The 26,535-nt window shown below is 45.8% G+C and carries 30 protein-coding genes; 12 read left to right on the plus strand and 18 right to left on the minus strand.

The window, feature by feature from the left end:
- The first annotated feature begins 221 nt into the window (after nt 1-221).
- From WH96_RS09925 to WH96_RS09950, 6 genes are all read left to right on the plus strand, one after another.
- Nucleotides 222-1,277 (plus strand): class I SAM-dependent methyltransferase, encoded by a 1,056-nt coding sequence (locus WH96_RS09925; RefSeq protein WP_047763999.1) that lies wholly within the window; start codon nt 222-224, stop codon nt 1,275-1,277.
- Between the two features lie 88 nt (nt 1,278-1,365).
- Nucleotides 1,366-2,451 carry an NAD(P)H-dependent flavin oxidoreductase gene (locus WH96_RS09930; RefSeq protein ID WP_047764000.1) on the plus strand — a complete coding sequence of 362 codons (1,086 nt, stop codon included), beginning with the start codon at nt 1,366-1,368 and terminating at the stop codon, nt 2,449-2,451.
- A 124-nt stretch (nt 2,452-2,575) separates the two neighbouring features.
- A complete protein-coding gene (locus WH96_RS09935; RefSeq protein WP_047764001.1) occupies nt 2,576-5,374 on the plus strand; it encodes an Ig-like domain-containing protein in 2,799 nt (932 codons plus the stop codon).
- Nucleotides 5,375-5,456: 82 nt separating this feature from the next.
- A complete protein-coding gene (gene nthA / locus WH96_RS09940; protein WP_047764002.1) occupies nt 5,457-6,107 on the plus strand; it encodes a nitrile hydratase subunit alpha in 651 nt (216 codons plus the stop codon).
- Complete coding sequence (gene nthB / locus WH96_RS21320) at nt 6,107-6,760, plus strand: nitrile hydratase subunit beta (protein WP_053005821.1); 654 nt, start codon at nt 6,107-6,109, stop codon at nt 6,758-6,760. Before nthA ends, nthB begins: the two co-directional genes overlap by 1 nt.
- Nucleotides 6,750-7,091 (plus strand): hypothetical protein, encoded by a 342-nt coding sequence (locus tag WH96_RS09950; protein ID WP_053005822.1) that lies wholly within the window; start codon nt 6,750-6,752, stop codon nt 7,089-7,091. Before nthB ends, WH96_RS09950 begins: the two co-directional genes overlap by 11 nt.
- A gap of 187 nt (nt 7,092-7,278) precedes the next feature.
- On the opposite strand, the gene WH96_RS09955 is transcribed toward WH96_RS09950, so the two are convergent.
- Nucleotides 7,279-7,608 carry a hypothetical protein gene (locus WH96_RS09955; protein ID WP_053005823.1) on the minus strand — a complete coding sequence of 110 codons (330 nt, stop codon included), beginning with the start codon at nt 7,606-7,608 and terminating at the stop codon, nt 7,279-7,281.
- Between the two features lie 161 nt (nt 7,609-7,769).
- Here WH96_RS09955 and WH96_RS09960 point away from each other — a divergent pair, with 161 nt between their 5' ends.
- Nucleotides 7,770-8,837 carry a porin gene (locus tag WH96_RS09960; protein WP_047764003.1) on the plus strand — a complete coding sequence of 356 codons (1,068 nt, stop codon included), beginning with the start codon at nt 7,770-7,772 and terminating at the stop codon, nt 8,835-8,837.
- Nucleotides 8,838-8,932: 95 nt separating this feature from the next.
- Here the strand turns inward: WH96_RS09960 and WH96_RS09965 are convergent, their stop codons facing one another.
- Genes WH96_RS09965 through WH96_RS09975 form a run of 3 tightly spaced genes read right to left on the minus strand, consistent with a single transcriptional unit; the run spans nt 8,933 to nt 10,272 of the window.
- The gene (locus WH96_RS09965; RefSeq protein ID WP_047764004.1) at nt 8,933-9,397 is read right to left on the minus strand and encodes a hypothetical protein; all 465 of its coding nucleotides are present in this window, start codon (nt 9,395-9,397) and stop codon (nt 8,933-8,935) included.
- Between the two features lie 41 nt (nt 9,398-9,438).
- Complete coding sequence (locus WH96_RS09970) at nt 9,439-9,657, minus strand: helix-turn-helix domain-containing protein (RefSeq protein ID WP_047764005.1); 219 nt, start codon at nt 9,655-9,657, stop codon at nt 9,439-9,441.
- Nucleotides 9,658-9,678: 21 nt separating this feature from the next.
- Nucleotides 9,679-10,272 carry a DUF2975 domain-containing protein gene (locus tag WH96_RS09975; RefSeq protein WP_047764006.1) on the minus strand — a complete coding sequence of 198 codons (594 nt, stop codon included), beginning with the start codon at nt 10,270-10,272 and terminating at the stop codon, nt 9,679-9,681.
- 340 nt (nt 10,273-10,612) lie between these two features.
- On the opposite strand from WH96_RS09975, the gene WH96_RS09980 reads away from it, so the two are divergent.
- Nucleotides 10,613-11,251 (plus strand): LysE family translocator, encoded by a 639-nt coding sequence (locus WH96_RS09980; RefSeq protein ID WP_047764007.1) that lies wholly within the window; start codon nt 10,613-10,615, stop codon nt 11,249-11,251.
- A gap of 78 nt (nt 11,252-11,329) precedes the next feature.
- Here WH96_RS09980 and WH96_RS09985 read toward each other — a convergent pair whose 3' ends face one another.
- From WH96_RS09985 to WH96_RS10015, 7 genes are all read right to left on the minus strand, one after another.
- Nucleotides 11,330-12,238 carry a hypothetical protein gene (locus WH96_RS09985; RefSeq protein WP_047764008.1) on the minus strand — a complete coding sequence of 303 codons (909 nt, stop codon included), beginning with the start codon at nt 12,236-12,238 and terminating at the stop codon, nt 11,330-11,332.
- A 338-nt stretch (nt 12,239-12,576) separates the two neighbouring features.
- Complete coding sequence (locus WH96_RS09990; RefSeq protein WP_162200140.1) at nt 12,577-12,966, minus strand: YybH family protein; 390 nt, start codon at nt 12,964-12,966, stop codon at nt 12,577-12,579.
- 162 nt (nt 12,967-13,128) lie between these two features.
- Nucleotides 13,129-13,803: a helix-turn-helix transcriptional regulator gene (locus WH96_RS09995; RefSeq protein WP_204248168.1), complete on the minus strand. Its 675-nt coding sequence runs from the start codon at nt 13,801-13,803 to the stop codon at nt 13,129-13,131.
- A gap of 279 nt (nt 13,804-14,082) precedes the next feature.
- The gene (locus tag WH96_RS10000; protein ID WP_047764010.1) at nt 14,083-14,568 is read right to left on the minus strand and encodes a cupin domain-containing protein; all 486 of its coding nucleotides are present in this window, start codon (nt 14,566-14,568) and stop codon (nt 14,083-14,085) included.
- Nucleotides 14,569-14,610: 42 nt separating this feature from the next.
- On the minus strand, nt 14,611-15,174 hold the full coding sequence (locus WH96_RS10005) for a cysteine hydrolase family protein (RefSeq protein WP_047764011.1): 564 nt from the start codon (nt 15,172-15,174) through the stop codon (nt 14,611-14,613).
- Nucleotides 15,175-15,353: 179 nt separating this feature from the next.
- A complete protein-coding gene (locus WH96_RS10010; RefSeq protein ID WP_053005824.1) occupies nt 15,354-16,184 on the minus strand; it encodes a LysE family translocator in 831 nt (276 codons plus the stop codon).
- Nucleotides 16,185-16,311: 127 nt separating this feature from the next.
- Nucleotides 16,312-17,214, minus strand: coding sequence for a LysR substrate-binding domain-containing protein (locus tag WH96_RS10015; protein ID WP_047764012.1), 903 nt, complete (start codon nt 17,212-17,214; stop codon nt 16,312-16,314).
- A 202-nt stretch (nt 17,215-17,416) separates the two neighbouring features.
- Between WH96_RS10015 and WH96_RS10020 the strand changes: the two genes are divergently transcribed.
- Nucleotides 17,417-18,355, plus strand: a complete 939-nt coding sequence (locus WH96_RS10020; protein ID WP_047764013.1) for a toll/interleukin-1 receptor domain-containing protein — start codon at nt 17,417-17,419, stop codon at nt 18,353-18,355.
- Between the two features lie 164 nt (nt 18,356-18,519).
- Here WH96_RS10020 and WH96_RS10025 read toward each other — a convergent pair whose 3' ends face one another.
- The 4 genes from WH96_RS10025 to WH96_RS10040 form a co-directional block, all read right to left on the minus strand.
- Nucleotides 18,520-18,861 carry a type II toxin-antitoxin system RelE/ParE family toxin gene (locus WH96_RS10025; protein WP_047764014.1) on the minus strand — a complete coding sequence of 114 codons (342 nt, stop codon included), beginning with the start codon at nt 18,859-18,861 and terminating at the stop codon, nt 18,520-18,522.
- Nucleotides 18,845-19,120, minus strand: a complete 276-nt coding sequence (locus WH96_RS10030; protein WP_047764015.1) for a ribbon-helix-helix domain-containing protein — start codon at nt 19,118-19,120, stop codon at nt 18,845-18,847. The genes WH96_RS10025 and WH96_RS10030 overlap by 17 nt, the downstream gene beginning before the upstream one ends.
- A gap of 114 nt (nt 19,121-19,234) precedes the next feature.
- Entirely contained in the window at nt 19,235-19,417 is a 183-nt protein-coding gene (locus WH96_RS10035; protein ID WP_047764016.1) for a hypothetical protein, read from the minus strand.
- Nucleotides 19,418-19,431: 14 nt separating this feature from the next.
- Nucleotides 19,432-20,049 (minus strand): TetR/AcrR family transcriptional regulator, encoded by a 618-nt coding sequence (locus WH96_RS10040; RefSeq protein ID WP_047764017.1) that lies wholly within the window; start codon nt 20,047-20,049, stop codon nt 19,432-19,434.
- 97 nt (nt 20,050-20,146) lie between these two features.
- Between WH96_RS10040 and WH96_RS10045 the strand changes: the two genes are divergently transcribed.
- Nucleotides 20,147-20,737 carry an OsmC family protein gene (locus WH96_RS10045; RefSeq protein WP_047764018.1) on the plus strand — a complete coding sequence of 197 codons (591 nt, stop codon included), beginning with the start codon at nt 20,147-20,149 and terminating at the stop codon, nt 20,735-20,737.
- Nucleotides 20,738-20,832: 95 nt separating this feature from the next.
- On the opposite strand, the gene tdh is transcribed toward WH96_RS10045, so the two are convergent.
- Together tdh and WH96_RS10055 are read right to left on the minus strand one after the other, a co-directional pair.
- Complete coding sequence (tdh, locus tag WH96_RS10050; protein WP_047764019.1) at nt 20,833-21,864, minus strand: L-threonine 3-dehydrogenase; 1,032 nt, start codon at nt 21,862-21,864, stop codon at nt 20,833-20,835.
- A 278-nt stretch (nt 21,865-22,142) separates the two neighbouring features.
- Nucleotides 22,143-23,330 (minus strand): glycine C-acetyltransferase, encoded by a 1,188-nt coding sequence (locus WH96_RS10055; protein ID WP_047764020.1) that lies wholly within the window; start codon nt 23,328-23,330, stop codon nt 22,143-22,145.
- Between the two features lie 265 nt (nt 23,331-23,595).
- Between WH96_RS10055 and WH96_RS10060 the strand changes: the two genes are divergently transcribed.
- Nucleotides 23,596-24,501 (plus strand): leucine-rich repeat domain-containing protein, encoded by a 906-nt coding sequence (locus WH96_RS10060; protein ID WP_053005825.1) that lies wholly within the window; start codon nt 23,596-23,598, stop codon nt 24,499-24,501.
- Nucleotides 24,502-24,627: 126 nt separating this feature from the next.
- Nucleotides 24,628-25,020, plus strand: a complete 393-nt coding sequence (locus WH96_RS10065) for a GFA family protein (RefSeq protein WP_047764021.1) — start codon at nt 24,628-24,630, stop codon at nt 25,018-25,020.
- Between the two features lie 348 nt (nt 25,021-25,368).
- On the opposite strand, the gene ftrA is transcribed toward WH96_RS10065, so the two are convergent.
- Nucleotides 25,369-26,409, minus strand: coding sequence for a transcriptional regulator FtrA (gene ftrA / locus WH96_RS10070; RefSeq protein WP_082130439.1), 1,041 nt, complete (start codon nt 26,407-26,409; stop codon nt 25,369-25,371).
- Nucleotides 26,410-26,535: the final 126 nt, after the last annotated feature.

Consider the following 26,535-nt stretch of genomic DNA (forward strand, 5'->3'; position numbering starts at 1 on the left):
TTATCAGATTAATTTTTCATCAGCTATAATGCTAGCAGGTGCGAAGAGAAGTTTGGCCAAAAATGGCTCTATAAAAGTGTGAATTTCAATGGAAACGATCTGATGATCGCGATCACCAAATCTCACACTTTTTTAATACTTTATCATCTGAAGAAATCAGAAATTTAAATTCGACGGAGGCCATTAAGCCTCTAAATATAAAATAATTAAGAGAAATTACAATGAAATCACTAACAACAGAAGAGTTTGCGGGACAAGTTGTATCCGATGTCAGCGCTACATTATCCGGCGTAATGACCAACATAGGTCATAAACTTGGTCTCTATCGAGCAATGGCAAATGCTGGTGAGATGAGTTCATCAGCATTGGCTGGAAAATGTAATTTATCAGAACGATACGTGCGTGAGTGGCTCAACAATCAGGTCGCGGGGGGGTATTTGCTATATAACAAGTCAACTCAATCATATCTTCTTCCCGATGCTTATGTTCCCGTTCTCGCAGATCAAGAAAGTCCTGTGTTTTTGGTGCCTGCGCTAGAAGTAGCTGCATCACTATGGCTCGATGAAGCAAAAATCACGGATGTTTTCCGAACAGGTGAAGGTATTCCCTGGGGGGATCATCACCACAGGCTATTTTGTGGTAGCGAATCATTATTTCGCCCAGGCTATAAAACCTTTTTGGTGAATGACTGGATTTCAACTTTAGACGGTATCACCGAAAAATTATCTGATGGCGCTCGTGTTGCAGATGTTGGATGTGGACACGGAGCTTCAACAATTGTTATGGCCGAAGCTTTTCCAAAATCACATTTTATCGGGTTTGATAATCACGACAAGTCAATTCAAACAGCACAAAATCGAGCTACCGAAGCAGGCATAACAGCTAATATTGATTTCCAAATTGCTGATGCCCAATCTTATTCAACAGATCAATTTGATCTCATATGCTTTATGGATTGCCTTCATGATATGGGCGACCCAATTGGTGCGGCTCGACATGCTGCAAAATCTCTGAAATCTGGCGGATCTGTCATGATAGTAGAACCTGCAGCAGGGAACAGTGTCGAAGAAAACATAAACCCCGTAAGCAGATTGTATTACGCCGCCTCAACGGCGGTTTGTACACCATGTTCACTCTCACAAGACGTCGGATTAGCATTAGGTGCACAAGCGGGCGAGTTAAAACTTTCAGAAGTTTTGGCTGATGCAGGATTCAAACATGTTCATCGTGTAGCTGAGACGCCTTTTAACATAATTCTCGAAGCAAAATTGGATTAATAATTTTCCGATCCAATGAGCTTGAAATTATCTCGTTTATTGGATCGGCCCCAACACACGTTGTTCAAGCCAATCAGGAAATAATACTATGGCGTTACCAAATAAAATAGCATCCCTTTTTGATATCGAACTTCCCATTATTCAAGCCCCCATGGCTGGATCAAGTGGAATTGAGATGGCACTTTCCGTATCAAAAATCGGCGGGCTTGGATCCTTGGCTTGCGCCACAATGGATGTTGAACAATTAGAAACTCATCTTCTTGAAATGAAAGGCAAAACAACCAAACCTTTTAACGTTAACTTCTTCGCACACGAAGAATTTAACGTTGACCATGAGCATAATGATAAATGGCTTTCTTTGCTGAAACCCTACTACAACGAATTACACCAAGAAGCACCACAAGAACTAACCGCTGGGTTTATCAAATCCTTTGATGAAGATCGCTGTTCAGTATTGGAAAAAATTTGCCCTAGAGTTGTGAGCTTCCACTTCGGTTTACCGCATCAAAGACTAATCAAGCGCTTAAAAGATGCAGGTATGAAAATTATCAGTACTGCAACAACAGTAGAGGAAGCCTGTTGGTTAGAAAGCCGTGGATGCGATGCAATCATTGCCCAAGGGTATGAGGCTGGTGGACATAGAGGCATGTTCCTCAGTAAAAACACTCACACGCAGATTGGAACCATGTCACTTGTTCCTCAAATTGTCGATGCTGTTGATATACCTGTTATTGCAGCAGGAGGTATTGCAGACCCACGTGGTGTTGCTGCTGCATTTATACTTGGGGCATCTGCAGTACAAGTAGGCACAGCTTATCTTCATACAAAAGAATCAACGATTAGTCCGATTTACCGCGCGTCATTAAAATCAGCGACCGCGCATGACACTTGCTTGAGCAATGTTTTTTCTGGACGCCCCACGCGTTGCCGTATGAATCGATTCATACGAGAGCATGGACCTATTTCGGATAAATCTCCACAATTCCCTCTCGGTTTTTCGGCTATGTCAGCCTTACGAATAGAAGGGGAACAACAAGGTAAAAGAGATTTTAGTCCACATTATTGCGGCCAATCAGTTGCAATGAAATCTTCAGAATCAGCAACACAGCTCACACGTGATCTAGCATTAAAAGCAAGATCTCTACTGAAGGGATTTGCAACAGATCATGATTAAACTGCAGGCACTCTAATACACCTTTAACGCTAGTTAATAAGTTAACGCAAATACAAGACACGTATTCTGCGCACGCTCCAGCTACGTCAAAATTTATACCAAAAATAGTAAAGTGAGAAAAATTATGAGCAACCTTGCAAACAGAATTAACACATCAGATCGCTTCGATCTGTCACCGATCAAGGTTCTAAAACCAATTGAGAGTGAAACAATAAATGTTTCTATTACAAATGGTTATTCTGCCAATCTGGATTTTGATGCTTCAACAGCTATTCCTTCCGTAGAGGGAAAAGATTTTGTTTTAACATTTCCTGGAAATAGTCCCGAAGAAGATGGTGGCCGTATTGTTTTCAAAAATCTTGTCGAAGGATCTCAAGGTCCAAATACAACGGTCCTTATTATCAACGGAACTGAGATTCCAGCAAAGCTGCTAATTACACAAACCTTATCGTTAACAGACGCCGACACGCTTGAAACTGCAGCAGGGGCCGTTGTCATCTCCGCGAGTGGCGGCGGCAGTATCTACAATGAAAATCTTGGTAGCATTATTGACCTCCTACAAGCTCAGGGCGGTATCTTAGGTACTGACCTCAGTTTTGGCTTACTTGGCAATACTCGAGATGCCTTGCCCGATATTGAGCAAAGTGCAACCCCAAGTCCTTTTCAACTTACCCCTCATTTTGAAACTGTAATTACATCAATTGAATCAGAAGAACCTTTCAATGTTGGTTTGGAAGATTGGGATGACGGTAATCGTTTATCGCCTATGGAGATCAAGATATCTTTTACTGGAGGAGATCTTACATCCTTGAAAATCAGTGATATTCCGGAAGGAAATGGTGCTGCTTTTTTCATTGGTAACCCAATAGCTTCTGATGGGACAATTGATTATGCCTATGAAGTACCAACACCAGGTGGTTCTGTTACGCTTACCCCAACACAACTAGCTGCAGGTATCTATCTGCTACCGCCTGCTCACAGTGACAAAGATATTCCTCTCACTTTTCAAGCAGGAACAACAAATACCGAAGGCGATTCCGTAACTGTAACGACAGTTGCGACGGCGATCATTGATGCAGTTGCTGACGTGCCAATCATCGCCGAAGGACAGGAATCCAGTTATTCTGAGAGAGACGAATATGTAAGAGTTCCTGTCGGAGTTCAGTTCCTGGACCATGACGGTTCAGAAGATCATTTGATAGTTTTTAGTAATATTCCATCCGATTGGATACCTGCCGAAACTCCACCTCTTACATATACAGTTACAGGCCTGGAGCCTGGACAAAATCCTGGCGATGAAGGATTAAATACGACCTATGAACTTACCGTTGATGTTAACCTTGTCAGTGATTTCAATGGGCAGGTTAATTATGCACAATTTTTTAGACCACAGGGTTGGACTTCCGAACGCTGGAGTGATGGAACGCCACATGATCAAGCTCCCCTAGATGCTGAAATTGGTATCAAGGCAATCACGAAAGAAACAGCTACAGATCTTGAAATTTTCAACCACAATGATACAGCCGAGGCTGAAACAACGCATCTCGTTTTCAGATCCGAAGATGTTCCAAGTGTTTTCGGGACAAATATCACTCATGACGAAACCCCTCACATACAGATAGATAGCGATGATACTGAATTGTTGCTTTCTGATGTCAGGACTGCTCTGGAAACAAGTGTGAATGCAATTTTTAGCGACCCCCTTCCAGAACCTATTGGGCAAGCGCAAGTTAGTAATCTGTTATCTGAATTCGGGCAAGATGGTGCACACGGTGCAACATTAAGCTTTAATCGATATATAGGCGACCTGATATATGACGCGGACGGGAATCCAATAGAATACAGAGGGCAAGCAGTCCTGTTAACTCGGGACGAGGATTCACCTAATATTGTTTGGGGATATCTTGCGAGAGATCAAGATCCGTACTTTGCAGTACATCTGTCAACACCAGAGGATCTAAACGACGGCAGCAATTTTTCTGTCGCACAAGTAACCTTTGTTCAATTCCTGCCTTTTGACCATGTATACACTAGCAATCACAACGATGAAATCGATTTTGATCTCTCTTATTTTGCAACAGATAACGACGGCGATCTAAGTGATACCACAGCAGGCAGCACAATTAAGATAAAGATAAGGGACGATGGTCCTGATGCTAATGAGATCCAAACGCAAATACGCCCGGATGAACTATTTGAAGGTAATCTCAATACTGATAACGGTAATGATCTCGGAGCTGATGGCGGAAAAGTATCTTTGGTAATATACAATTCACTTGAGTATACGCCCAATTATGGAGCTGGCCCTGGTGATCCTGCATTCTTAATATCTGCAGACAGAGGTGTGTTAAAAATATTTTTTGATGGTTCATATGTATACACGCCTAATGGTGAATCTGGTACTGATGAATTTACCTATACTCTAAGAGATAGAGATGGAGATACTGATACAGATACATTATCTATCAACGTCCTGACAGATGTGGACGCACAAGGCCCATCAGAACAACCACAGGCAAGGCTTCAAATAGTAGAAATTAACCAAGAGTTTAAAGAAAACAATACGTTAGATAATTTTCCTGAAACCGAGAATGATGACACCAATCTTATTATTTTTTCAGGATCTATCGAAGAGCTCGAAAAACAAACTATTATGAATTATGATGCAGAGAACGGCGACATAATTGATATTAGTGACATCGTTACCTTTGATGACGAAACAAATCTTGCAGAAGATATTTCCAGCTATTTAAAAGTTGTTTCAACAGCCGAAAATAATGTCGAGTTGCTCGTTGATGAAGACGGGGATGGTAAAGATTTTCAAACTGTGGCCCTATTAAATGATTTTAGAGCAGGTAATGATATTAGAGTAATTCTTGATCATGATGAATATACGGTGAGTATTCCTGATATTCCTATGTGATGTTTCATTTACCAAACCGGGAATGGGTAATCATTTCCATTCCCGGTTTTAAAATAAAGTCACGCCATAGGAGGCAAAGTTTATGACAACCTTTGATGAGAAAAAAGCCGTTGAAATTCATCAGGCTTTACATAGCCATCTCCCCTCAGAACCAGCTTTACGTGTCAAAGCCCTCGAAAGTTTATTGATCGAAAAAGGTTTAACAACTTCAGAAACTATCGATGCCTGGATTGAAGCCTATTCCGAAGAAATTGGTCCAAAACGGGGCGCACTTATTATAGCAAGATCCTGGGTTGACCCTGAATTCAAAAAGCGACTAATGGCTGATGCAGCAAAAGCAATTGAAGAATTTGGCTTTGAAGGAAAAGCAACCGGGCATCTAAAGGCTGTAGAAAATACAGATAAGATTCACAATCTGGTCGTTTGTACTTTGTGCTCTTGCTATCCCTTTTCAATTCTTGGCATTGCCCCAACCTGGTATAAAACCGCTGCTTACAGATCACGGGCTGTACGGGATCCACGCGGTGTTTTAAATGAATTCGGTGTTATGCTGAATGATGATATCAAAGTTTGTGTCTGGGACAGCACAGCAGAATTACGGTATCTTGTAGTGCCTCAACGTCCATCTGGTACAGATAATTTAAATGAGAAAGAATTAGCTGAACTGGTCACTCGAAATTCCATGATAGGTACTGATCGAGATTTAAATTCTCAAGCGAAGGTGAAAAGCTGATGGATGGTATTCATGATTTAGGAGGCAAGCAGGGTTTCGGTCCAATTAATGTAACCGAGCCAACCGAACCCTTTCACGAAGAATGGGAGGCACGGGTATGGGGGATCTCTTGCAGTACAGGCGCACCAGGGATAACCATTGACTGGTGGCGTTACATACGCGAAATGACAATTCCAGAAGATTACTTAACCCGCCCCTATCTGGACAGTTGGTCAGAATCAGACATGGTAACCTTGGTTGATTCCAACATTTGTACTGTGGAAGAATTAGCCACGGGTAAATCCAATACACCGCGTTTGGAAGATGCGAATAATATAACCGTTGACCAAGCATTAGAAGCCAACAGGATGAGTTCAAGACGTTTTGACCGTCCATCTAACGCAGATCCAAAATACATTGTCGGAAACGATGTTGTTACATGTCAATTCACTTCAACCGGGCATACTCGTCTGCCAGCATATGTTCGCGGAAAACCTGGAAAAGTTTATGCCTATCATGGCGCGCATCTGTTACCTGATGCTGGTGCAAAAGGTGAAGAAATAGCCGAGCATTTATACACAATCGCTTTTAATGCATGTGATCTATGGCCAGAAGCTCATGACAGCAACGATATAATTTTTGTTGATTTGTGGGAGAGTTATTTTGACAATTAATAATCCTAAACCATTAAGCCACCTCGATGGGAACCCTGCGTTTGACGAACTTTGGCAAGCCCAAGTCTTATCAATGGTCGATGCACTGATTACTGAAAATGTTATCACCCCTGTCAACTGGTCAGAGAGTTTCGGCAAAAATTTGAACGCCGCTTATCAAAAAGGTGATCCTGATAATTTAGATACTTATTTTTCTGCCGCACTGACAACTCTTGAAAAACTGATAACCGATCAATGTGAAATAACCAAAACTGACGTAACAAAAAAACATGAAGACTGGAGACAGGCTTACCTATCTACCCCCCATGGCAAACCTGTACAACTATCCTAACCAAAGATGTCATCACTCCTAGGATCAGGCCTTCCTGCTGCTTGGATTCTCAACCACGGGAGATCAACATTGGTTTGGCTCTGTTTCTGGGGGAAAGTTAGAACCAGAGCCACTGGTTGACCAAGACATAAATGCTGTTCGGGTTGGCACAGCATTTCCCAAGAAGGCCTGAAGAGATAATGAAGTTCTAGCCAACAACGTTGTGGCCACGTCCCTTCATACAGTTCTTGACGATTTGCTTACGCTCATCCTGTGTGTCCCAGGCTTGTGCCCCGGCACCACCTGCAGCGCCAAGACCTGTCCCCAGAAGGGCAGCATTCTGAACATCACCATTAAGATAATCGCGTTGATCTGCAACTTTGGCACAAGCGGTTAGGTCACTTTCATAGGCCGCGGTATCAGCCCCTCCATCAACAATCGGTCTATAATCCGCGCCGGTGTTACTGCACCCTCCCAAGAGGATAACAACAAACCCCAAAGAAATCAGACCAGCCCAACAAGCAATACGTCTCATCATTCAATGCTTTCTGCTTTACTCATAAATCAGAAAAACATTATCAACCTAGTCTGACGGAGAACTGACGAATAAATAAAAAATTTACGCCTACCCCTTGTATTACGCTTTCTTACTTATAAATAAGTACCGTTTGGTACTTATTTATATATGTGGAGAATAAAATGAAATCCCTTTTACTGGCGAGCTCAGCACTGGTTACCGCTGTTGCTCTAGCCCCAACCGCACAAGCCGAAGACGGTAAAATCAACCTGTCTGTATTCACACAATTCCACGCCTCATCAACTGATGCTGATAACGAAACGTTGGGAACAAATAACGGGCATGATTTTAACACCAACTCTGAAATCAAGCTGACAGCCTCAAATACCGCTGATAACGGCCTAAGATACGGTCTCGAGATTCAGTTGGAAACAGATCAGGACTCAACTGAAAATACTGATGAAAACTACATCTGGCTCGAAGGCGATTTCGGTCGCGTAGAACTCGGCGATCAAGATGGTGCTGACGACGGTCTGCTCGTAAGTGGTAAAGACGTTGGTTTGATCTATGGCATGATTGATAACGCAACAGGTTCATCACTTGATACAGGCAGTGCATCAGTTGCAGCAACTGCTGCTGATATCAGCGATTCTTCTGATGCAACCAAAATCACTTATTACACACCTAGTTTTAATGGTTTCAAAGCTGGTGTTTCCTATGCACCGGATTCAAGTGATGGTGCAGAAGTTGCCAATCGCGTTGTCGACACTCGTGCTGAACAAACTGTAGAAGCCGGGCTTAATTATTCTGGTTCTTTCAATGATGTTTCACTTGAAATCGGAGCCAGTAGTGTTTGGTCTGATCACAGCGGAGATACAGGCACTGCTCAGAATGATGCTCAGTTCTTCGGTGCAGGTGTCGGTTTTAATGTCGGTTATGCAGGCTTTACAGTAGGTGCGGGTTACACCTATCAAGATGGTGATGACGTTTATGACGACCAGAATACTGTTGATGCCGGCATCAACTACACAACAGGTCCATGGCAATTTGCCGTTGCTGGTGTTTGGTCAGAAACAACAAACGTAACTGCTTCATCAGGTGATGATTTTGAAAGCACAGCTGTTTCTGCGGGTATCCAATACGAAGTTGCCCCTGGTCTCGCTGTATACGGTTCCGCAATCGCAGGTGATTACGAAGGCGGTGCCGAAGAATTCACCTCTGTTCAAAGTGGTGTACTTGTTAGCTTCTAATAGTAATTTCTGAAGCTTTAAAAGCTTAATGTCGTATTATTGAAGAGTTACAACTTTTCAGTAGTACGACATTAATAAATTTGATTAAAATTCACTTAGTCCAGAATAATCACGTCATCATAGCCGTCGTCTACGATATAAACTTCTTCGTCACTGTAGTCGTCGATAAAGACGTAAGTTTCAGGTTCGTCGTAATAGAAGATTTCCGGTTCATCATACCAGTACTCATCGACAACAATCAGTGCATCATCGTAGTACATCATCTCTACTTCAGAAGCTGGCATAACAATAACGCGAGTGTCTTGTGTTCTTTGACGTGCATAGCCGGTTTTCAGTTGCGCATTTCCCTTTGCGTCTTTTTGAATTTGCCAAGAGCCATCCGGCTTTAGACAGGCCGTTCCATAGGCATTTTCCTTCTTACCGCCAACAAGAACCTTAGTTTGATATTCGCGACATTGTACTTGTTTTGCGTTAGCTTTTGTGACCATCAAAGTCATCGACAGAGTAATTGCTACTATCCCGATCAAAAAGATCGAATGATTACTGATACTTGATTTCATTTCTATATTTCCTTCTATTCATATTCTCGCTGTTTTCAGCGTTATTCCGTATCGTCGCTGTTTTCTCCAAAGGCGAGAATATCGCCGGGCTGACAATCCAGTGCCTCGCAAATAGCATCCAGTGTAGAAAAGCGGATTGCCTTTGCCCGACCAGACTTGAGCACTGAGAGGTTGGGAACGGTAATACCAATCTGTTCCGCAAGCTGGCTTAGTTGCATTTTCCGCTGAGCCAACACGACATCTAAATTAACAATGATCATTTGCTTTTCCTCGCGTTCGCTTTAGATCAAATGATCCATTTCATCCTGTAACAAGGCACCCTTTTCCATGACCCGAGCGATAAGAATGATTGCCAAACCACCAAGCAGGAAAGGAATAGGCAGATGTACTTCGCTGACGATTTCCCAACCATCTTCGAAACCTTCGTCAGCCGACATCCCCATGATTTCTTGCATCAGATAAAGCTGATTCAAACTATCCAAAAACCCGATCAAAGCCGCACTACAAAACAATAGCCCGACATTACGAATGCGCCTTGCGTTCATCGGCGTAAAAAGCTCTCCTTTTTGATACGCAGCAAACAACCTTTCCAACTGGAAAATCAGCAGACCGTAAAACAACACGGTCACAGCAAGTAAAACCATATCACCGTAGAAAAGATAATCGGGCAATTCTGGCAAATCCATTTCTTCATCAAGCACAATCTCTTCGCCCGAAACAAAGCCAAGATTGATGCCCTCTATGCCGACCCAAAGTGCCCCTTTATCCAAAGTGAGACCAAGTACCGTAGCAATTACGATCACACCCAGAAGCGCAAAAAGGCACATACGAATGCGATAACTGAAAAGGCTGATCTGTTTCTCTAAACCATCCATTTTTATCTCCATAAATGTCGGTATCTGAGAGAATAAGTACTGTGACAAATTTTGAAAATCAATATTTTTTTATCGATAAACAATAATTATTATTCGATAAAAGGAAATATTTTCTCCAAAAACAAAACATATCAATGAGATAACTATTTATGATTTTTTTTAAGAATCGACCGCAAAAGCATTGATTTTATCAGCTATAAATGCGGGAAAATCTAATCCCAAGGCAACACTCAGCACACAAGAGAAATCGAAATAACAAGAAAAAGCTTGCCTGTTTGCTCTTATATCCTGTTAGCTGAACCTTATTAATTCGCAGACGACTTTCCAACAGGCTCCATTTATGGACTTCCATCTCTTTCTTCTCTTTGCCACCACGACGGCTATCGTAATTTCCTCTCCGGGACCGTCTGCTATACTGGTTGTCTCTCAAGGGGCAAGTTACGGGTTGGCACGCGCGATATTTGGCATTATGGGAATTGCCGTTGGTGGCATGATTTATTTCACCCTGTCAGCAACCGGTATTGCGTCGCTTATACTTACATCCACGTTTGTCTTTTCGACCATTAAATGGATTGGTGTCGCTTTTCTGCTCTATCTCGGCCTCAAAGCGTTATTCAGCAAGTCGGCGCTTATAAACATCACCCCAGAAAAGGGACAGAAAACGCGCTCTGCTTTATTTCTGCAGGGCCTGTTCATCATGGTATCAAACCCCAAAGCCATGCTGTTCTTCACAGCAATTCTACCGCAATTTATTGATCTTGAGCGTCCAATCGCACCGCAAATCCTGATCATGGGGGCAACAACCTATGCCCTTCAAATACCAATATATAGCGCCTATGCCTATATGGGTGAACGGATTACCCGCAGCGGCATTAAAGGTGGAATTAAAGCATGGTTTGCCAGCGCTCTGAATAAATTTGCCGGGGCAGCCCTGATCTTTGCCGGGTTAAAGATGATTGGTGTCACGATCAGCAAGTAAACAGAACAAAAAAAGAGGCCCGGATAACAAAATATCCGAACCCCTTTTCTTATTTATCACATCATCTGAAAATCAACTTTAGTTTTGCAGTCTTAGATATTCAAAAGCAAAAAGACTGTTACCGGATTTTTTGTTGTAATATTGGCAGTAAAGCTTTTCACCCTGTGCCGGGGCCAATGTACTGGTGTTTGCCAAGACACTCAGCATGGTTTTACCGCGTGCATCCAGATTTTTCTTCCAGGCAGAACTACGACTGCTGTTACTGCCTTCAGCACATTCCGCAACATTTTCAGAGTTGCCACAATGTAGCATCATGTCTTTGCCGCTTAGCACGTTCACTGTGTAGGGGTATTCGGTTTTTGGCTCGCTCGCCCCGACAACACCTGCGCCCGGATTGCCGGATTTAATGCACTGCATTTCCCAATCATTGGAACTGCCCAAGGCATCAAGCTTTTTTTCGTCAACTTCCATATAGGCAATCTCGCGAGAATTAAGCGACGGTAGAATACACCCATTGCTCAAAGCCTCTGTGCGGCGATTGATCAAGCCCGACCGCTTTTCATTGCTAAAGCCCTGTTGAAACGTATAGTCCCCCAATGTTCCAATCGTAATCTTTTCCGGCTTTAAAGCAGCGCATTTGGTCATAGCGACCAAATCTGAAGATGGTGTACCTAACTTTGGTGTTTGCCCTGCCGCCGCGACCTCTGTCGAAGATGACGTGGTTGTCTGAGCTCCGCTTTTTTTAGGTGCCCCAGTTTGGGTTACACCCGTTATCACTTCTTTTTTCCCCGCCTCAAGTACTTTGGTAGCTTCTTCAGTGGCTTCATTTTCCAGATTGTTCTTTAACTTCTGGAAAAGACTGCCCCCTGCCTGCGCTGTTCCTGAAATTCCAAGGGCGCCAACCAAAAGCAATGTGCTTAAAACCGTGCCTTTTGACAGGCCGTTTTTCGCAAGTGATGATGCCTTGAAAGTGTGACGGTAATACATAACCCGACTATTCCTTTTACGGTAAAAATAAATAACCCTGACAGGACATTGGAAATCCTTGTCCTGTCAGGGTTACAACGCAGAGCGCGTTTTATTCCCGCCATTAGAAAATAATTTAGATTTATTACCGCCCCTCAAGAGGATGTATTGCGCTCAAACGCCGCGCATGCTTGTCCTCGTATTAACTCGGGCGTCCACTTGGACTTGCCAAATTGCGGAAAACAATTTGGTGTTGGCTCTAACCAGATCATAAAAAGGATCTGGCAAGTGCGACCGCACGCCCGGAACGAAGTGAGGACCAGCCTCAGTGACGCTTGAACGAAATAAAGTTCTAAGCGTTAATTTTTAGGCAAAAGGTGATTTGCAAAGGGATTGTCTATCACCATCAACCACCTACCATCAGGTTGTTTACGCAGCACCACAACAGAAAATCCGCTTTGTTCAATGGGCGAGCCATCTGGTGCCAGTCCTGACATCTTCCAGGTTGAGGAGTGAATAGCAATATCATCAGCCTGAATAATCTCATGACCGGTAATCGTAATCTTGGGATTTATGGCTATGAACTGCTTGAAAGCTTCTCGTAACGCTGGTGTGCCCTTGGCGGTGATTCCGGGCTCCCCAACCAAAACACCGTCTGGCTCAAAGGTAGCGAGCACACCTTCTATATCACCTGCAGCAACAGCCGCGTTATTTGTTTCGATTACGGTGTGAATCTGATTCTGTTCCATAATTTTATTTTCCTGACTATCTTGCGATTGAGCGTGGGTTGACTGTGTGCCGAGCAGAAAAACTGCAAGGCAAAATAATCTTTGAAAGGCTATTGGTTTCATGTGTGTTCCTCTGGTTATGGAAGAACACTAACCCGCACACATGTCAGAAAATGGCAGTAGTCACTTTGGGGAATTTTCACACGATTCAGCTTCACGCCAAAGCTTTATAAGATCGTGACGACGACGAGGATATCGTGTTGGTATTTCACAAAGGCTTTCAATGCGATCTGTGCGAAAATGCCGTATATCGTCCCTTAACTCGCACCACGCCGAAATAAGGCGTCCCCCATTAAAGTAAATCAAAAAGAACGGCCATATAACGCGCTCGGAACTTTTACCCGCGCCATCGCGATAGTGAACAAGCAGCTTCCGTTCGTTTTGGATTGTCTGCCTCACCACCGTCATATCAATTGTCTCTTGATGAGGTGGTTCGCCTTGCCCCACAACGGCATATTGAGCTTCAACGCGATCAACAAGTTCGATCGGCATAACCGCTGTCAATCTTGCCATCGCTTTTCGGGCTGCTTCAGCCAACGGCGCTTCGGCCTTATCCGCCACCCAGAGTGACCCGAGAACCAATGCATCCACTTCTTCTGCCGTGAACATCACCGGCGGCAAAAGGAAACCCGGACGCAGAACATAGCCAACACCGGGTTCCCCTTCGATGCCTGCCCCCAGCGCCCGCAGGGACGCGATATCCCGATAGAGCGTCCGGATTGATATGCCCAATGCTTGCGCCAGATCATTCCCCGAAACGGGACGGCGATGGCGTCTGAATTCCTCTATCAAGCTCAAAAGTCGTTCTGCGCGTGAAATACTAACCTCCCCTGAAGTAATGTTACCGTCCCTCAAGAGGACGTATTGCGCTCAACCGCCGCGCATGCTTGTCCTCGTATTAACTCGGGCGTCCGGTCGGACTTGCCAGATCCTAAATAGGATCTGGTTAGAGCTAACACCAAATTGCTTTCCACAATTTGGTAAGTTCAAGTGGACGCCCGGAACGAAGTGAGGACCAGCATTAGTGGCACTTGAACGAGAATACGTCTTCTTCAAGAGACGGTAAAAATAAAATCTTTATTTTTTACCGACAGAGCCAGTGGGGGTTTCGATGTTTTCTTTGTCCACCAGCTGCCATGGTTTGCCGTCTTCCCGGAAAATCCGTTTATCCTTGTGCGGATAATCAGCCATGTCAAAGGCAAGCCGTTGGCCCACAACGATGCATTTCAGGGTTTCAGTGCCTGTATTCGTGATCCCGTGGGCCTCACCACCAGCACGGTAGCCGATAAAATCACCTTCATTAATCTGATATTCTTCATCACCAATATAGGCCGTAGCTGTGCCGGACAGAACATAGACACATTCATCTTCGTGGTAGTGTACGTGGTATTCCGTTGTCTCCCGGCCCGGTTCGACCGCTATGATATGAAAGCCAAGACCCGTCAGGCCTGTCAGATCACCAAGGGATTTGTTGGTGCGTATCGCATTGGGGTTGAGAAAATGCTCTTTCTCCGTGCCCTGCATCTGTTCGATTTCATGTTTTTTAATCAGATAGTTTTTCATAGCTCCCCCATATTATTGTCTTTTTACAGCAAAGATCTGTGTCTAAGCGTCCAATACCTGTGCTGCCTTGATGACCTGACAGTACTCACCATCCATGTTGGCAAGTGACATATCATGGACCTCCTGCGCTGATCGCAGGGTGCCGCTGTAGTCGGGAAAGGCAAAGGTAAAACAGGCGTCTTCTATCAGATAAGTGCTAAAACCGAGATTACCAGCATGACGCACCGTTGCTTCCACAGAATTGTTGGTAATCACGCCCATCATCACAAGGGTATCAACCCCCTGATCCCGGAGCATTTGCTCCAACCCTGTGCCGATAAAAGCAGAATTAGCAGCTTTACCAATCACTGTTTCATCAGATCGGGGCATAACCTCGAGCTTAAAACCATGAGTTTCTACCCCCGGCGCGTAAGTAGAATCAGCGTGCACACTATCGTGCCGGATATGAAAAACAGGGCGCTTGGTATCGCGCCAGTGCTTCAACACAGCCGCCATGTTTTCTTCCGCACCCGGATTGTTTCTCGGCCCATGCTGAGACCAGAAAGCTTCATCAATAGCCCGCTGCACATCAATAATAACAAGTGCCGTGTTTGTGGGAAATTTCATTAAAAGACCTTTTAAAATCGTTCAAACGCCACTAAGGGATTTGTACCGCTTCTCAAGAAAGCGTATTGCGCTCAAGCGCCGCGCATGCTGGTCCTCGCTCCGCTGCGGGCGTCCGGCCGGACTTGCCAAATCAAGAATTTGATTTGGTTGGTGCCTATTCCATTCTCATATGAGTTTCATTAAAACCGCCTTATCGCATCGTAGGCTGCGCCAACGCCGAGCAAGGTAAAGGTTGCGCCAAAGACACCTGTAATCTGTCGCCGCGCAGCCACAAATTTCTGAACAACAAAATCCGTAGAAAAAACTGTCGCGGTAATCGTATGGCCCGACACACCAAAAACAAGACAAACAGCAAGGATTTCTATCAATAATTCATTCGAAGCATCGGCGGGTACAAAAGCCGTTAAAACAGAGCCAAAGAATAATGCCGCCTTGGGGTTTGTCGCGCAGATTATAAAGCCGGACCGGAAGGCTTTAAAACCAGAGTCATCAGAATGATACAAAGACATATCCCCATTGGACATAGTGAAAACGCTTCTAAAAGCCTTGAAACCCAACCAGAGCAAATACCCCGCCCCCATCAGCCGGAGACCAAGCACCACTTGGGGGAAGAGGTCAAACAGGGCAATCACACCCAGAACAGCCAGGATTGCCCAGATAAAACTCGCCAGCGAAATGCCCAACCCCGTTAACACACCATTCCGCCGCCCCTGACTGAGCGATGCACTCATCACGGCAAACATGTTTGGCCCCGGCGATAGCCAGCCCATGATATTCACAAGAGCAATGGTGGAAAGAACACTGAAAGTATCCATCGGGCTGAGAATTCCTTTTGTTTTTTTGTACCGCTTCTCAAGAAAGCGTATTGCGCTCAGACACCGCGCATGCTGGTCCTCGCTTTGCTGCGGGCGTCCGGTCGGACTTGCCAGATTGAGGGGGGTCAATCTGGTTTTGTACCGTCCTTTAAGAGACGTATTGCGCTCAGACGCCGCGCATGCTTGTCCTCGCATAAGCTCGGGCGCCCACTTATAGTTTCTGTCACGCTTGCCAAATCAAAGGTTTGATTTGGAGGTAACCAGTTTGTTACCTAAACACTGTAATTTCAACCCACTCAAGCAAAAAAGGAGACAATGTCTCCTAGATAAAATGGTTTTCGGGTAGGTTGAATTTTTCCACCATGAAGTCCACAAAGACGCGGACTTTAGGAGACAGGTGGCGGCCCGGGGGGTAGATGGCGTAGATGGCGCTGTCGGGGACGTGGTAGTCGGGCAGGACTTCGACGATATGGGCTTTGCGGATGGCCGGGCCAACCAGCCAGAGGGGGAGCAAGCTAATGCCCATGTTCTTACAGGTCAGATCCATAATGACTTCGGGGTTGTTGGTTTCCACTGCGCCACTGACATGGACCAGCTCTTCCCCGTCCGGCCCTTCAAAACGCCAGTCATTGCGAAAGGCGCGCGAAGCATAGATCAGACAATCATGACTTTCCAGATCTTTCGGGTGCTTTGGCGCACCGTGTTTTTTGAGGTAATCCGGCGAGGCACAGACCACACGACGGTTTGCCGCCAGCTTGCGCGCGATCAGACTGGAATCTTCCAGATCCCCGATACGCACAGCTAGGTCATAGCCCTCGCTAAGCAGATCCACAAAGCGATCTTGCAAATTCAGATCCAGTTTCATTTCCGGATAGAGGGTCATAAATTCGGGAATAAGTTCAGTAATCCACAGACGCCCGAAAGCCACGGGCACATTGATTTTCAAGGTTCCACGCGGCGCGGCATGCAGGTTTGCCACCGCATCTTCGGCCTCTTCCACGTCGACCAAAATCTGACAGCAACGCTCATAAAAGCCTTTACCAACCTCGGTCAGAGAAAGGTGGCGGGTCGTGCGATTAAAAAGCCGCGCCCCAAGGCGATCTTCCAACCGCCCGACCTGCTTGCTCACAGCAGAAGGCGTCAAAGAAGCCGCCCGCGCAGCCGCCGAAAAGCTGCCCTCGTTCACCACCTTCACAAAGATGCCCATCGCCGAAAGATTATCCATATGCCTGCCCTGAGTCAGAATTTATTTGTGACATAGGGGAATAGATAACAGGTATTTTATAATCTGTAATGATGATTTTGGAATATAAATATAGATAAATCAGTTTAAACATACATTATTACTCGCAATAATGGTATGAGAACACTAAACTAAACCTAATGAGTTCCCTATCGAAATAAATATGCTCTAAGGCAATACCGACTTGAAAACATTCATATCTTATTCTCACAAGGACGCTTCTGTTCTTGAGAGATTACATACTCACCTAGCTCCTCTTAAAAGAGATAAAATTATTGAAACTTGGTATGATAGAGATATTCTTGCAGGTAGTGACTTAGACAATGAAATCTCTAATAAGCTAAATAATAGTGAACTATTTTTATTACTCATAAGCCCAGATTTTCTTGCATCTGATTACTGTTATAATAAAGAAATGCATGTCGCTTTAGAGAAACATCAAACAGGGAAAGCAAGAGTAATTCCAATAATTATAGAGCCATGTGACTGGCTTACTTCTCCTTTAAGAGCTCTTAAGGCTCTTCCTCGCGATGGCATCCCTGTAAGTGATTGGATAAACCCAAATACGGCCTTTTTGGACATTACAAAAGAGTTAAGATCTCTAGCTCAAGAGCCTATAAAGAAAACACAAACTCCAGAAATAAATCGGAATACCATCACCAATAACTCTCAAACACGTAAATATAGAGTTACTCGTAGCTTTGATGAAATAGATAAAACAAAATTTAGAGATCATTCTTTTATCGTTATTAAAAATTACTTTGAAAAAGCCATTGCTGAAATTGATCACGTCGAAGGTATCCGAGGCCATTTTTCTATGGCAAGTTCTTCTAGTTTTGGGTGTACAGTTATTAACAAAGAACGAAACGGTCTAGCCTCTCATTTGACCGTGCATCAAGGAGGGACTTTTTTAGCAGTTGGTGACATTTATTTTTCCTACACAGAAAATGCACCAGAGGGTTCAGCCAATGGTTATTTCAGTATAGATACCACTGAATATGACTTATTCCTCAAGCCATCAATATTTGATCACCAAATAACAAACACTGAACTATCGCCAGAATCAGCCGCAGAATTATTATGGACGAGTTTTATAAAAAAAGCAGGAATAGATTATGACTGAGAACGTTCGATTTCGTTGCTTGAATTGCGGAGCACGATTTGAAGCAGAAGCAATGGATCAGGACGAACAATATGAAGCTAGAAGACGAAACTAGCCTACATCTCCAATACAATGCCCCAAATGTAAAAGAACAGACATACGAAGAGGTTGGGACTAAATAACACCTATAACAACCGCACTAACATATGCCGGATATGATCCTGTCCACCGTAGAATACCGCGAATATCCTTACAATTTTTTGCACTTCATCTGGATTGAACCAGAAAATTGCCTGATTGATGGTGACATGTCGTAAGCCGGGTAAAAGGTCATTATGAAGTGTTCCACGATAGGGTGCATCGCACAAGCTTTCGGCTGTTGTCATAATTTCAGCCAACCTTTTTTCCGCGTAGTCGAAGGCACTCTTGGGCTCTGATCCGAGGTTTTTATAGCTTTCAAAAAGATGATCGAAGATCAGAGAGAAATCCTGCTCGGCGTCAGCCGAAAATTCAATCCGCCACGTCATGAGAGCGACGCTTTTCATCCAGCAATGTTGAGAGGCGAGATTTCATTTCTGTAGATGAAATAAAACTCCCTTCCTGTCGCTGACGCAGCAACAAACGCAGCGCTTCCTGATCGCTTTCTTCTGCTTCGGTTTTTTGCTGTAGCAAGTCCAAACCTTGCTGAACCACCGCGCTTACACTGCTATGACGCCCCTTATCAACCAACGACCGAGCGAAAGCTGCCTGTTGATCCGTCAGGGAGATTGAAGATTTAACCGTCATGATATCCTCCTTCATCAGCCTCAACACGCGCGCTGAAACTGTGGAATGAAAATGGTACTACTTGGTAGCACTAACATCAAGTATGTCGTGTCTGAGCTTCAAAAAGCCAAACCCTCAACCCTCCCCCCAATCCAGTATCACCTTACCGGAATTGCGGGAACGCATGATGTCGAAGCCTTGTTGGAAGTCGTCGATGCCAAAGTGGCGGGTAATGATCGGGGTCAGGTCGAGGCCGCCTTGGATCAGGGCGGCCATTTTGTAGCAGGCTTCGAACATTTCACGGCCATAGATGCTCATCGCCGAAAGATTATTTATTTGCTCCAACCATTAAGTAGAGTCTCGACTGCTGCTTCTGAAATCATCTGGGTTTCTTTTTTTGTTGGAACTCGTCCATTAAAAACAGCATGAAAATGCACGTTTCCTCTTACAGCGCCCATAAACTGGGCTGCACAAAGATCCGGATCGGTAATTCTCAATCTATTATTTTTTGCATGTGAACGAAGATATTCTGCGAGATGCTGGCTGGCACGGCATGGTCCGTTCTGAAGGAAGTTATCCGCTAGATCCGGGAAATGAGGGGCTTCTGCAACCATTGCACGGTATAGTGAAATACATTCCGCAGAAGTCATCACTTGCAGATAACGCGCCCCCATGCCTATGAGAGTTTCCCTAAAGATACCTTCGCAAAGTGGCGGCGTAAATGCAGACAATACACGATCCGAAACCTGCTCTATAATCGCTGTAAAAAGTGCCTCTTTATTAGGAAAGTACTTATAAAGTGTACGTTTCGATCCCCCGACTAAAGCGAGCACATTATCCATTGTGGTGCGCCCATACCCTTCATTGAGAAATAACTTCGTGGCACTTCCTAGTATCTCGCCACGCCTTAATATTTGTTTCTCGGTAAGATCTATTTCATCTTGAACCACAAATTTTCTCCTAGCTGCCTCTTGTTAGGATACGAATTCGTATCATATATGTATTTATGGATACGATATCGTATCTTACCCTATAGGAGAAGCCCTTATGACATCAAATTCAATAATTAATCAGCCAATAGTTAAACCTATTGATAAAATGCCATCGCCCATATCGTTTGAAATACAGCCTGCAAAGAAAACAAAAGACGGGTTAAATCTTGAACTCCACGTTATTGCAGAACTCATTAATGGTCCTGGCCTCGTCAAACGCGGTTACGTAAAGCCCAATATCCCAACATTTGGTGCTTTTGAGCTTCTATGTGATGAAGGGGAAATGATTGGTGGATCCGATAGCGCACCGGCACCGCTTTCTTATTTAGCCGCAGGAATAGCTTTTTGCCTGCTAACCCACCTAAAGGGATATGCTGATAATTTAAAGCTGGATATTTCTTCAATCAAAATTGAACAAAAAATGAAATTCCAATCCCGTATCCCGGGGATGACTTCTGAAATGGGCGGCCAAATGGAAGGTTTATCCAATGGGATTGAGACTTTTGTTCTTATAGAAGCTAAGGAAAATGACGATACGATCAAGAAAATGATCAATGTGGCTGAACAAGCTTGTATGGCTGCTCAAACAGTTATTAATGCTGTTCCAGCTTCAACAGAGATTCTTCTAAATGGCAGAAAACTCTAGGCTTCAAAACCAAGGCATTATCTATGCTGCCGTTAAGCCTAATCAGCTGCATAGATAATTGTCTAAGGTACAATGGCTGCGCAAACTGCAAATGCTTAATCCACACCCCAATCCAGAATCACTTTACCAGAATTGCCGGAACGCATGATATCGAAGCCTTGCTGGAAGTCGTCGATGCTGTAGTGGTGGGTGATGATCGGGGTCAGGTCGAGGCCGCCTTGGATAAGGGCGGCCATTTTGTACCAGGTTTCGAACATTTCGCGGCCATAGATGCCCTTGATCACAAGGCCTTTGAAGATCACTTCGTTCCAGTCAATGCCCATGCGTCCGGGGGGAATACCCAGCATGGCGATGCGCCCGCCGTGATTCATGGCGCCAAGCATCCCATTAAAGGCGGGTTCGCTACCGGACATTTCGAGACCGACGTCAAAACCCTCTGTCATGCCGAGCTCAGCCATGACTTCTTCGATTGAGCTTTCCGTGACATTGACGGCATGCTTGATGCCCATCTTTTTAGCCAGCTCAAGGCGGTAAGGATTGATATCGGTAATCACCACATGGCGGGCGCCGACATGGCGACAGATTGCCGCCGCCATAATGCCGATGGGGCCAGCGCCTGTGATCAGCACGTCTTCGCCAACCACATCAAAGGACAGCGCGGTATGGGCTGCATTGCCAAAGGGATCGAGGATTGCCGCGATATCGTCAGAAATATCATCGGGCAGGATAAAGACGTTACTGGCAGGCAGGCAGAGATACTCGGCAAACGAGCCTGTGCGATTCACCCCGACGCCCTCTGTATTGCGACAGAGATGGCGACGACCCGCACGACAGTTGCGGCAATGCCCACAGGTCAGGTGGCCTTCGCCCGAGACTCGCTGTCCGATTTCCAGATGTGAAACCTGACTGCCGACCTCTTCGATGGTGCCCACGTATTCATGCCCCACGGTCATGCCCACTGGGATCGTTGCCTTGGCCCAGTCATCCCAGTTGTAGATATGTACATCGGTGCCACAGATCGACGACTTGCGGATCTTGATCAGAACATCATTGGGGCCGATTTCCGGTTTGGCTTCATCGCGCATCCAGATACCGGGTTCTGCCTTTAACTTTGCCAAGGTTTTCATGTTTTAACTCCAACCAGCCAGAGGCTGGTATATTATATTTTGTTTTGTAGTTTTGTACCGCTTCTCAAGAAAGCGTATTGCGCTCAGTCGCCGCGCATGCTTGTCCTCGTATTAACTCGGGCGCCCGGTCGGGCTTGCCAAATTGCGGTAAGCAATTTGGTGTTAACTCCTACTCTCAAAATTTAACTCCAACCAGATCCTATAAAGGATCTGGCAAGTGCGACCGCACGCCCGAGCTTATGCGAGGTAAGCCTCAGCGGCGTTTGAGCGTACAATATTTATATTATCCCCAGTTCTTTTCCGGCTTCACCGAAGGCTTTTATCGCGCGGTCGATCTGTTCTTTTGTGTGGGCGGCCGACATTTGGGTGCGGATGCGCGCCTGGCCTTTTGGCACCACGGGGAACGAGAAGCCGATGACATAAATGCCACGTTGTAACAGCGCGTCTGCCAACTTGGTTGCAAGGGCCGCGTCGCCGATCATTACTGGAATAATCGGATGCTCGCCGGGGAGCAAATCAAAGCCCAGCTCGGCCATGCCTTTGCGGAAGTGGTTGCTGTTTTCAACCAGTTTGGCACGCAGGTCCTGCCCGTTTTCCACCAGATCAAGCACCGCAAGGGTCGTCGCTGTGATCACAGGGGCCAGAGAGTTAGAGAAGAGATAGGGGCGTGAACGCTGGCGAAGCCAGTCAACGATCTCTTTTTGCGCAGAAGTATAACCACCGGATGCCCCGCCCAAGGCCTTACCCAATGTGCCTGTGATAATATCAACACGATCACGCAGGCCCCAGTAATCCGGCGTTCCGGCACCGTTTGGTCCCATAAAACCGACGGAATGGCTGTCATCCACCATCACCAGTGCGTCATATTTATCAGCGAGATCACAGATTGCTGGCAGGTTCGCGATATAACCGTCCATCGAGAAAACGCCATCTGTCACAATCAAACGGAAACGCTGGTCCTGTGCCTCTTTCAAGCAGCGTTCCAGCTCGTCCATATCACTGTTGGCGTAGCGGTAGCGCTTGGCTTTGCAGAGGCGGACCCCGTCGATGATACTGGCGTGATTCAAAGCATCACTGATCACGGCATCTTCAGCCCCGAGGATCGTCTCGAACAAACCGGCGTTTGCATCAAAACAAGAGGAATAGAGAATGGTGTCTTCCTGTCCCAAAAAGGTGGAAAGGCGACCTTCAAGCTCCTTGTGGATATCCTGCGTGCCACAGATAAAACGCACGGAGGAAAGCCCGAAACCATAAGCATCCAGCGCCTTTTGCGCCACCGTGACCAAGCCGGGATCATTGGACAGGCCAAGGTAGTTATTGGCGCAGAAGTTCAGAACTTCACCAGAAGACTGAACCTTGATCGCCGATGACTGGGATGATTCAATCACCCGCTCTGCCTTGTAGAGACCTGATTCCTTCAAGGTGGCGATTTCACCCGTAAGATGTTTGATAATGGACTTGCTCATAACCCGACGCGATCCCGTTTCAATGGAAGTTCAATATAATAGATATATTATCTAGTATAAGGGATTCGTCAAGCCACTTACTGCCTGGAATTTGATGAGTACGATGACAATGGCAGCAAGACTCCAGTTTCCCCTATAGCGGATATAGGGAATACTATCATATCAGACCGGTACACGAATCAGACCGTGGTTTTACCGCGATATATCACCCGCAGTATGCGCGTAGGTTATATGATCAGAAGACTAAAAAGAAGAAGGACACAAGGTGACATCAGCTCCAATACTCCAGCCTTTTGATGCTCTGCAAAAGACGGTTGAGGTCCGTGAAATTCCCCACATCAGTGATCGGGAAGACGGCATGCTTTGCTATACGCAGGAAAACGGTGTGATCCAGCATATTGCTGCCGAAAGCTGCGGGCTTGATGTCGTGCCAGAAGATATGCTGTCATTCGAGCATTTGGAAAAGCTCTTTATCGGACGTAATAACCTCACCCGGTGCCCTGAGAGCCTTGAGCAACTACACCAGCTAAAAGAGCTGTATATCTATGGTAATAAATTGAAGGCGTTGCCTGATTCACTCGGCGCTCTGACAGAGCTGGAAATACTGGACCTGAGTCATCAACCGCTGGAGAGTTTGCCTGAAACCATAGGACGGCTTCAAAAGCTAAAGATCCTCTATGCCAGCAATAGCCAGATCAGTGATTTGCCTGAAGCGCTCTGGTCTTTGCCTGCGCTGCAATATCTCAACCTAACGGATAACAAACTGGGTCACGTACCCGATGGTGTGAAAAATCTCAGGTCCCTACGAGAATTAAGGCTGTATAATAATCAGCTGGCATCTCTCCCCGATGAACTCTGCACTCTCGTTACTCTCCGCGAGCTTTATCTTCAGGGAAACCAACTTACGCGCCTACCGGATGCAATCGGGAATCTAAAAAGTCTGGAAGTCCTCGATCTGCGGAACAACGGGATTGAAGAAATTCCTGTTTCACTGGGTGAAGCACACAATCTGATTCATCTTGATCTCAGAGCCAACAGGTTTACGGAACTCCCCAACAGCTTGCGCGATCTTCCCAAGCTCAGAAAGCTTGACCTTCGCTGGACGCGCCTGCGCAACCTACCGCACTGGCTGGGCGAGCTGGAAGAGAACGGCTGCGCCGTGTATCTTTAGTTGCAAGTGATAACATAAACTTTCAACACTTGATTCTGATCAGAGTATTTGATTCAAGCTCCGATACTTAATCCAAACTAAGTCTCGGAAAATCCACGGCTAGCTCAATTTCAAAGGAGACGCAGCATGGAACAGTTCACCGGTGGATGCCTCTGCGGCAAGGTTCGGCTAGTCGCGTCGGGGCAGCCCTATCGGGTGGGGGTCTGTCACTGCCTGAATTGCCGCAAACATCATGGCGCGCTTTTTTATGCCGCTGCTGTGTTTCCGCAGGATGCAGTTACAATTAAAGGCGACACACGCGATTATCAGGGACGGCATTTTTGCCCTGACTGCGGGTCATCGGTTTTTGCACAGACTGACGATGAAATTGAAGTGCATTTGGGAACGCTGGATGCCCCTTATCAACTGATTCCCAGCTATGAAAGCTGGACAATTCGTCGCGAAGCCTCGCTGCCAGCCTTTCCCCATGCAAAACAATATGCGCGTGACCGTGATGACACAGGTCGCTCAGAGGAATAGGGGCTAGGCCGCTTCTGTTCTTTTGTTCGCTCTTTAGGGCAAAGCCTTGAGTAAGTGCTATCAGGATTCAGGCTCTACTTATTTTGATAGCGATACATCTGAATTGAAATACTGCCGTAAAGCACCTTCATTTAATGCGTTTCAAGCACACCTCAATCAATGAATCTGGATCAGCTTTGATTCACTCCTGATGCAAAAGGACTGAATCAATAACCCTCCAACCCAGAGCGTGAATCATAAGAAGAGCTTCAATGACAAGCGTATGAACTTCACCATATGAATCACACACCCCAGATTCAAGCTCCAGACTAATGCCCGTGGCGCTGTCATAAACAAGCCTGAATCAGGCTAGATAATCTGATAGTTCTGGCGGTATCGGGTCGGGCTGATTCCCATCTGGTCACGGAAATGGTGGCGCAGGGTGTCGGCGAGACCAAAGCCACAGTGCGAGGCAATTTCTTCCACAGACATCGCTGTTTCTTCCAGACAGGTACAGGCCAGCGCCAGACGTTCTTGAATCATCCACTTGGCCGGGGGCAAACCTGTTGCTTCCTTGAATCGCCGGATAAAGGTCCGCAAGCTCATATGCGCGCGTTTGGCCAACTCTTCCACCCGCAGCGGGGTGTGCAGATGCTTTCTGATCCACGCCAATAAATCATCCATTGCCAATTCCCGACGCACCTGTGGGCGGTCAATAAATTGAGCTTGTCCGCCGTCGCGCTGTGCCGGAAGCACCAAACGCTTGGCGACTTTGTTGGCCACAGCAGGGCCAAAGTCATTGCGGATAATATTAAGACAGAGGTCGAGACCCGCCGCTGACCCCGCGGAGGTCATGATTCGCCCCTCATCAATAAAGAGGACATTGGGATCAACGTGCAAATCGGGATAGGTCTCTGCCAACAGATCCGCATAGCGCCAGTGAGTGGTCACCTTTTGATTGCGCAGGATTCCCGCCGCCGCCAAGACAAAAACACCGGAACAGATCGACACGATTCTGGCGCCACGATAATAGGCCGCCCAGATGGCTTCCAACAAAGCCTCGGGCGGGCGTTCGTGCACAGAGCGCCAGCCCGGCACCACAATGGTGTCCGCCTTTTCCAATACTTCCAGCCCCTTTTCCGCGGTGACCTGTAGCCCACCAATGGCGCGACAAGGCCCGCTATCTGCTGAACAGGTCGTGAAATCGTACCAGTGATCAAACTCGGGACGATCCAGACCAAAAGCCTCAACAACCATGCCGTACTCAAAGGTACAGAGACCATCATAGACCACCGCAGCAACAAGGTGATTTTGCTTTTTCACGGCTGTGTCTTGCGGCGTGTGTTCACTCACCTCTGGGATCGATTTCTGGACTGACTTCAGGCGCGATTTTTGTGACTTTTCATTCATGGCAGATTTTTCACTATCTGAATTAATTGGCATTATTTATATGAATATAGTCATTTATGCCAATAGGCAAGCATAAAAAGCGGCTCTATGATCATTTTCACCCTTACCTGAGCACAAAGATTTTGG

Source organism: Kiloniella spongiae (assembly GCF_001026905.1).
In the GTDB taxonomy this organism is placed as follows: Bacteria; Pseudomonadota; Alphaproteobacteria; order Kiloniellales; family Kiloniellaceae; genus Kiloniella; species Kiloniella spongiae.

What these genes read in the sequence shown, in the direction of transcription:
- nthA (WP_047764002.1), top strand. Translation starts at nt 5,457, where the DNA reads ATGACAACCTTTGATGAGAAAAAAGCCGTTGAAATTCATCAGGCTTTA.
- WH96_RS09990 (WP_162200140.1), bottom strand. Translation starts at nt 12,966, where the DNA reads ATGGAACAGAATCAGATTCACACCGTAATCGAAACAAATAACGCGGCT.
- ftrA (WP_082130439.1), bottom strand. Translation starts at nt 26,409, where the DNA reads ATGAATGAAAAGTCACAAAAATCGCGCCTGAAGTCAGTCCAGAAATCG.
- WH96_RS10010 (WP_053005824.1), bottom strand. Translation starts at nt 16,184, where the DNA reads ATGCGAGGACAAGCATGCGCGGCGTCTGAGCGCAATACGTCTCTTAAA.
- WH96_RS09980 (WP_047764007.1), top strand. Translation starts at nt 10,613, where the DNA reads ATGGACTTCCATCTCTTTCTTCTCTTTGCCACCACGACGGCTATCGTA.
- WH96_RS10065 (WP_047764021.1), top strand. Translation starts at nt 24,628, where the DNA reads ATGGAACAGTTCACCGGTGGATGCCTCTGCGGCAAGGTTCGGCTAGTC.
- WH96_RS10025 (WP_047764014.1), bottom strand. Translation starts at nt 18,861, where the DNA reads ATGACGTGGCGGATTGAATTTTCGGCTGACGCCGAGCAGGATTTCTCT.
- WH96_RS09985 (WP_047764008.1), bottom strand. Translation starts at nt 12,238, where the DNA reads ATGTATTACCGTCACACTTTCAAGGCATCATCACTTGCGAAAAACGGC.
- tdh (WP_047764019.1), bottom strand. Translation starts at nt 21,864, where the DNA reads ATGAAAACCTTGGCAAAGTTAAAGGCAGAACCCGGTATCTGGATGCGC.
- WH96_RS09975 (WP_047764006.1), bottom strand. Translation starts at nt 10,272, where the DNA reads ATGGATGGTTTAGAGAAACAGATCAGCCTTTTCAGTTATCGCATTCGT.
- WH96_RS10015 (WP_047764012.1), bottom strand. Translation starts at nt 17,214, where the DNA reads ATGGATAATCTTTCGGCGATGGGCATCTTTGTGAAGGTGGTGAACGAG.
- WH96_RS09965 (WP_047764004.1), bottom strand. Translation starts at nt 9,397, where the DNA reads ATGAAATCAAGTATCAGTAATCATTCGATCTTTTTGATCGGGATAGTA.
- WH96_RS10030 (WP_047764015.1), bottom strand. Translation starts at nt 19,120, where the DNA reads ATGACGGTTAAATCTTCAATCTCCCTGACGGATCAACAGGCAGCTTTC.
- WH96_RS09970 (WP_047764005.1), bottom strand. Translation starts at nt 9,657, where the DNA reads ATGATCATTGTTAATTTAGATGTCGTGTTGGCTCAGCGGAAAATGCAA.
- WH96_RS09955 (WP_053005823.1), bottom strand. Translation starts at nt 7,608, where the DNA reads ATGATGAGACGTATTGCTTGTTGGGCTGGTCTGATTTCTTTGGGGTTT.
- WH96_RS10005 (WP_047764011.1), bottom strand. Translation starts at nt 15,174, where the DNA reads ATGAAATTTCCCACAAACACGGCACTTGTTATTATTGATGTGCAGCGG.
- WH96_RS09935 (WP_047764001.1), top strand. Translation starts at nt 2,576, where the DNA reads ATGAGCAACCTTGCAAACAGAATTAACACATCAGATCGCTTCGATCTG.
- WH96_RS10035 (WP_047764016.1), bottom strand. Translation starts at nt 19,417, where the DNA reads ATGAGCATCTATGGCCGTGAAATGTTCGAAGCCTGCTACAAAATGGCC.
- WH96_RS09960 (WP_047764003.1), top strand. Translation starts at nt 7,770, where the DNA reads ATGAAATCCCTTTTACTGGCGAGCTCAGCACTGGTTACCGCTGTTGCT.
- nthB (WP_053005821.1), top strand. Translation starts at nt 6,107, where the DNA reads ATGGATGGTATTCATGATTTAGGAGGCAAGCAGGGTTTCGGTCCAATT.
- WH96_RS10055 (WP_047764020.1), bottom strand. Translation starts at nt 23,330, where the DNA reads ATGAGCAAGTCCATTATCAAACATCTTACGGGTGAAATCGCCACCTTG.
- WH96_RS09930 (WP_047764000.1), top strand. Translation starts at nt 1,366, where the DNA reads ATGGCGTTACCAAATAAAATAGCATCCCTTTTTGATATCGAACTTCCC.
- WH96_RS10045 (WP_047764018.1), top strand. Translation starts at nt 20,147, where the DNA reads ATGACATCAAATTCAATAATTAATCAGCCAATAGTTAAACCTATTGAT.
- WH96_RS09925 (WP_047763999.1), top strand. Translation starts at nt 222, where the DNA reads ATGAAATCACTAACAACAGAAGAGTTTGCGGGACAAGTTGTATCCGAT.
- WH96_RS10000 (WP_047764010.1), bottom strand. Translation starts at nt 14,568, where the DNA reads ATGAAAAACTATCTGATTAAAAAACATGAAATCGAACAGATGCAGGGC.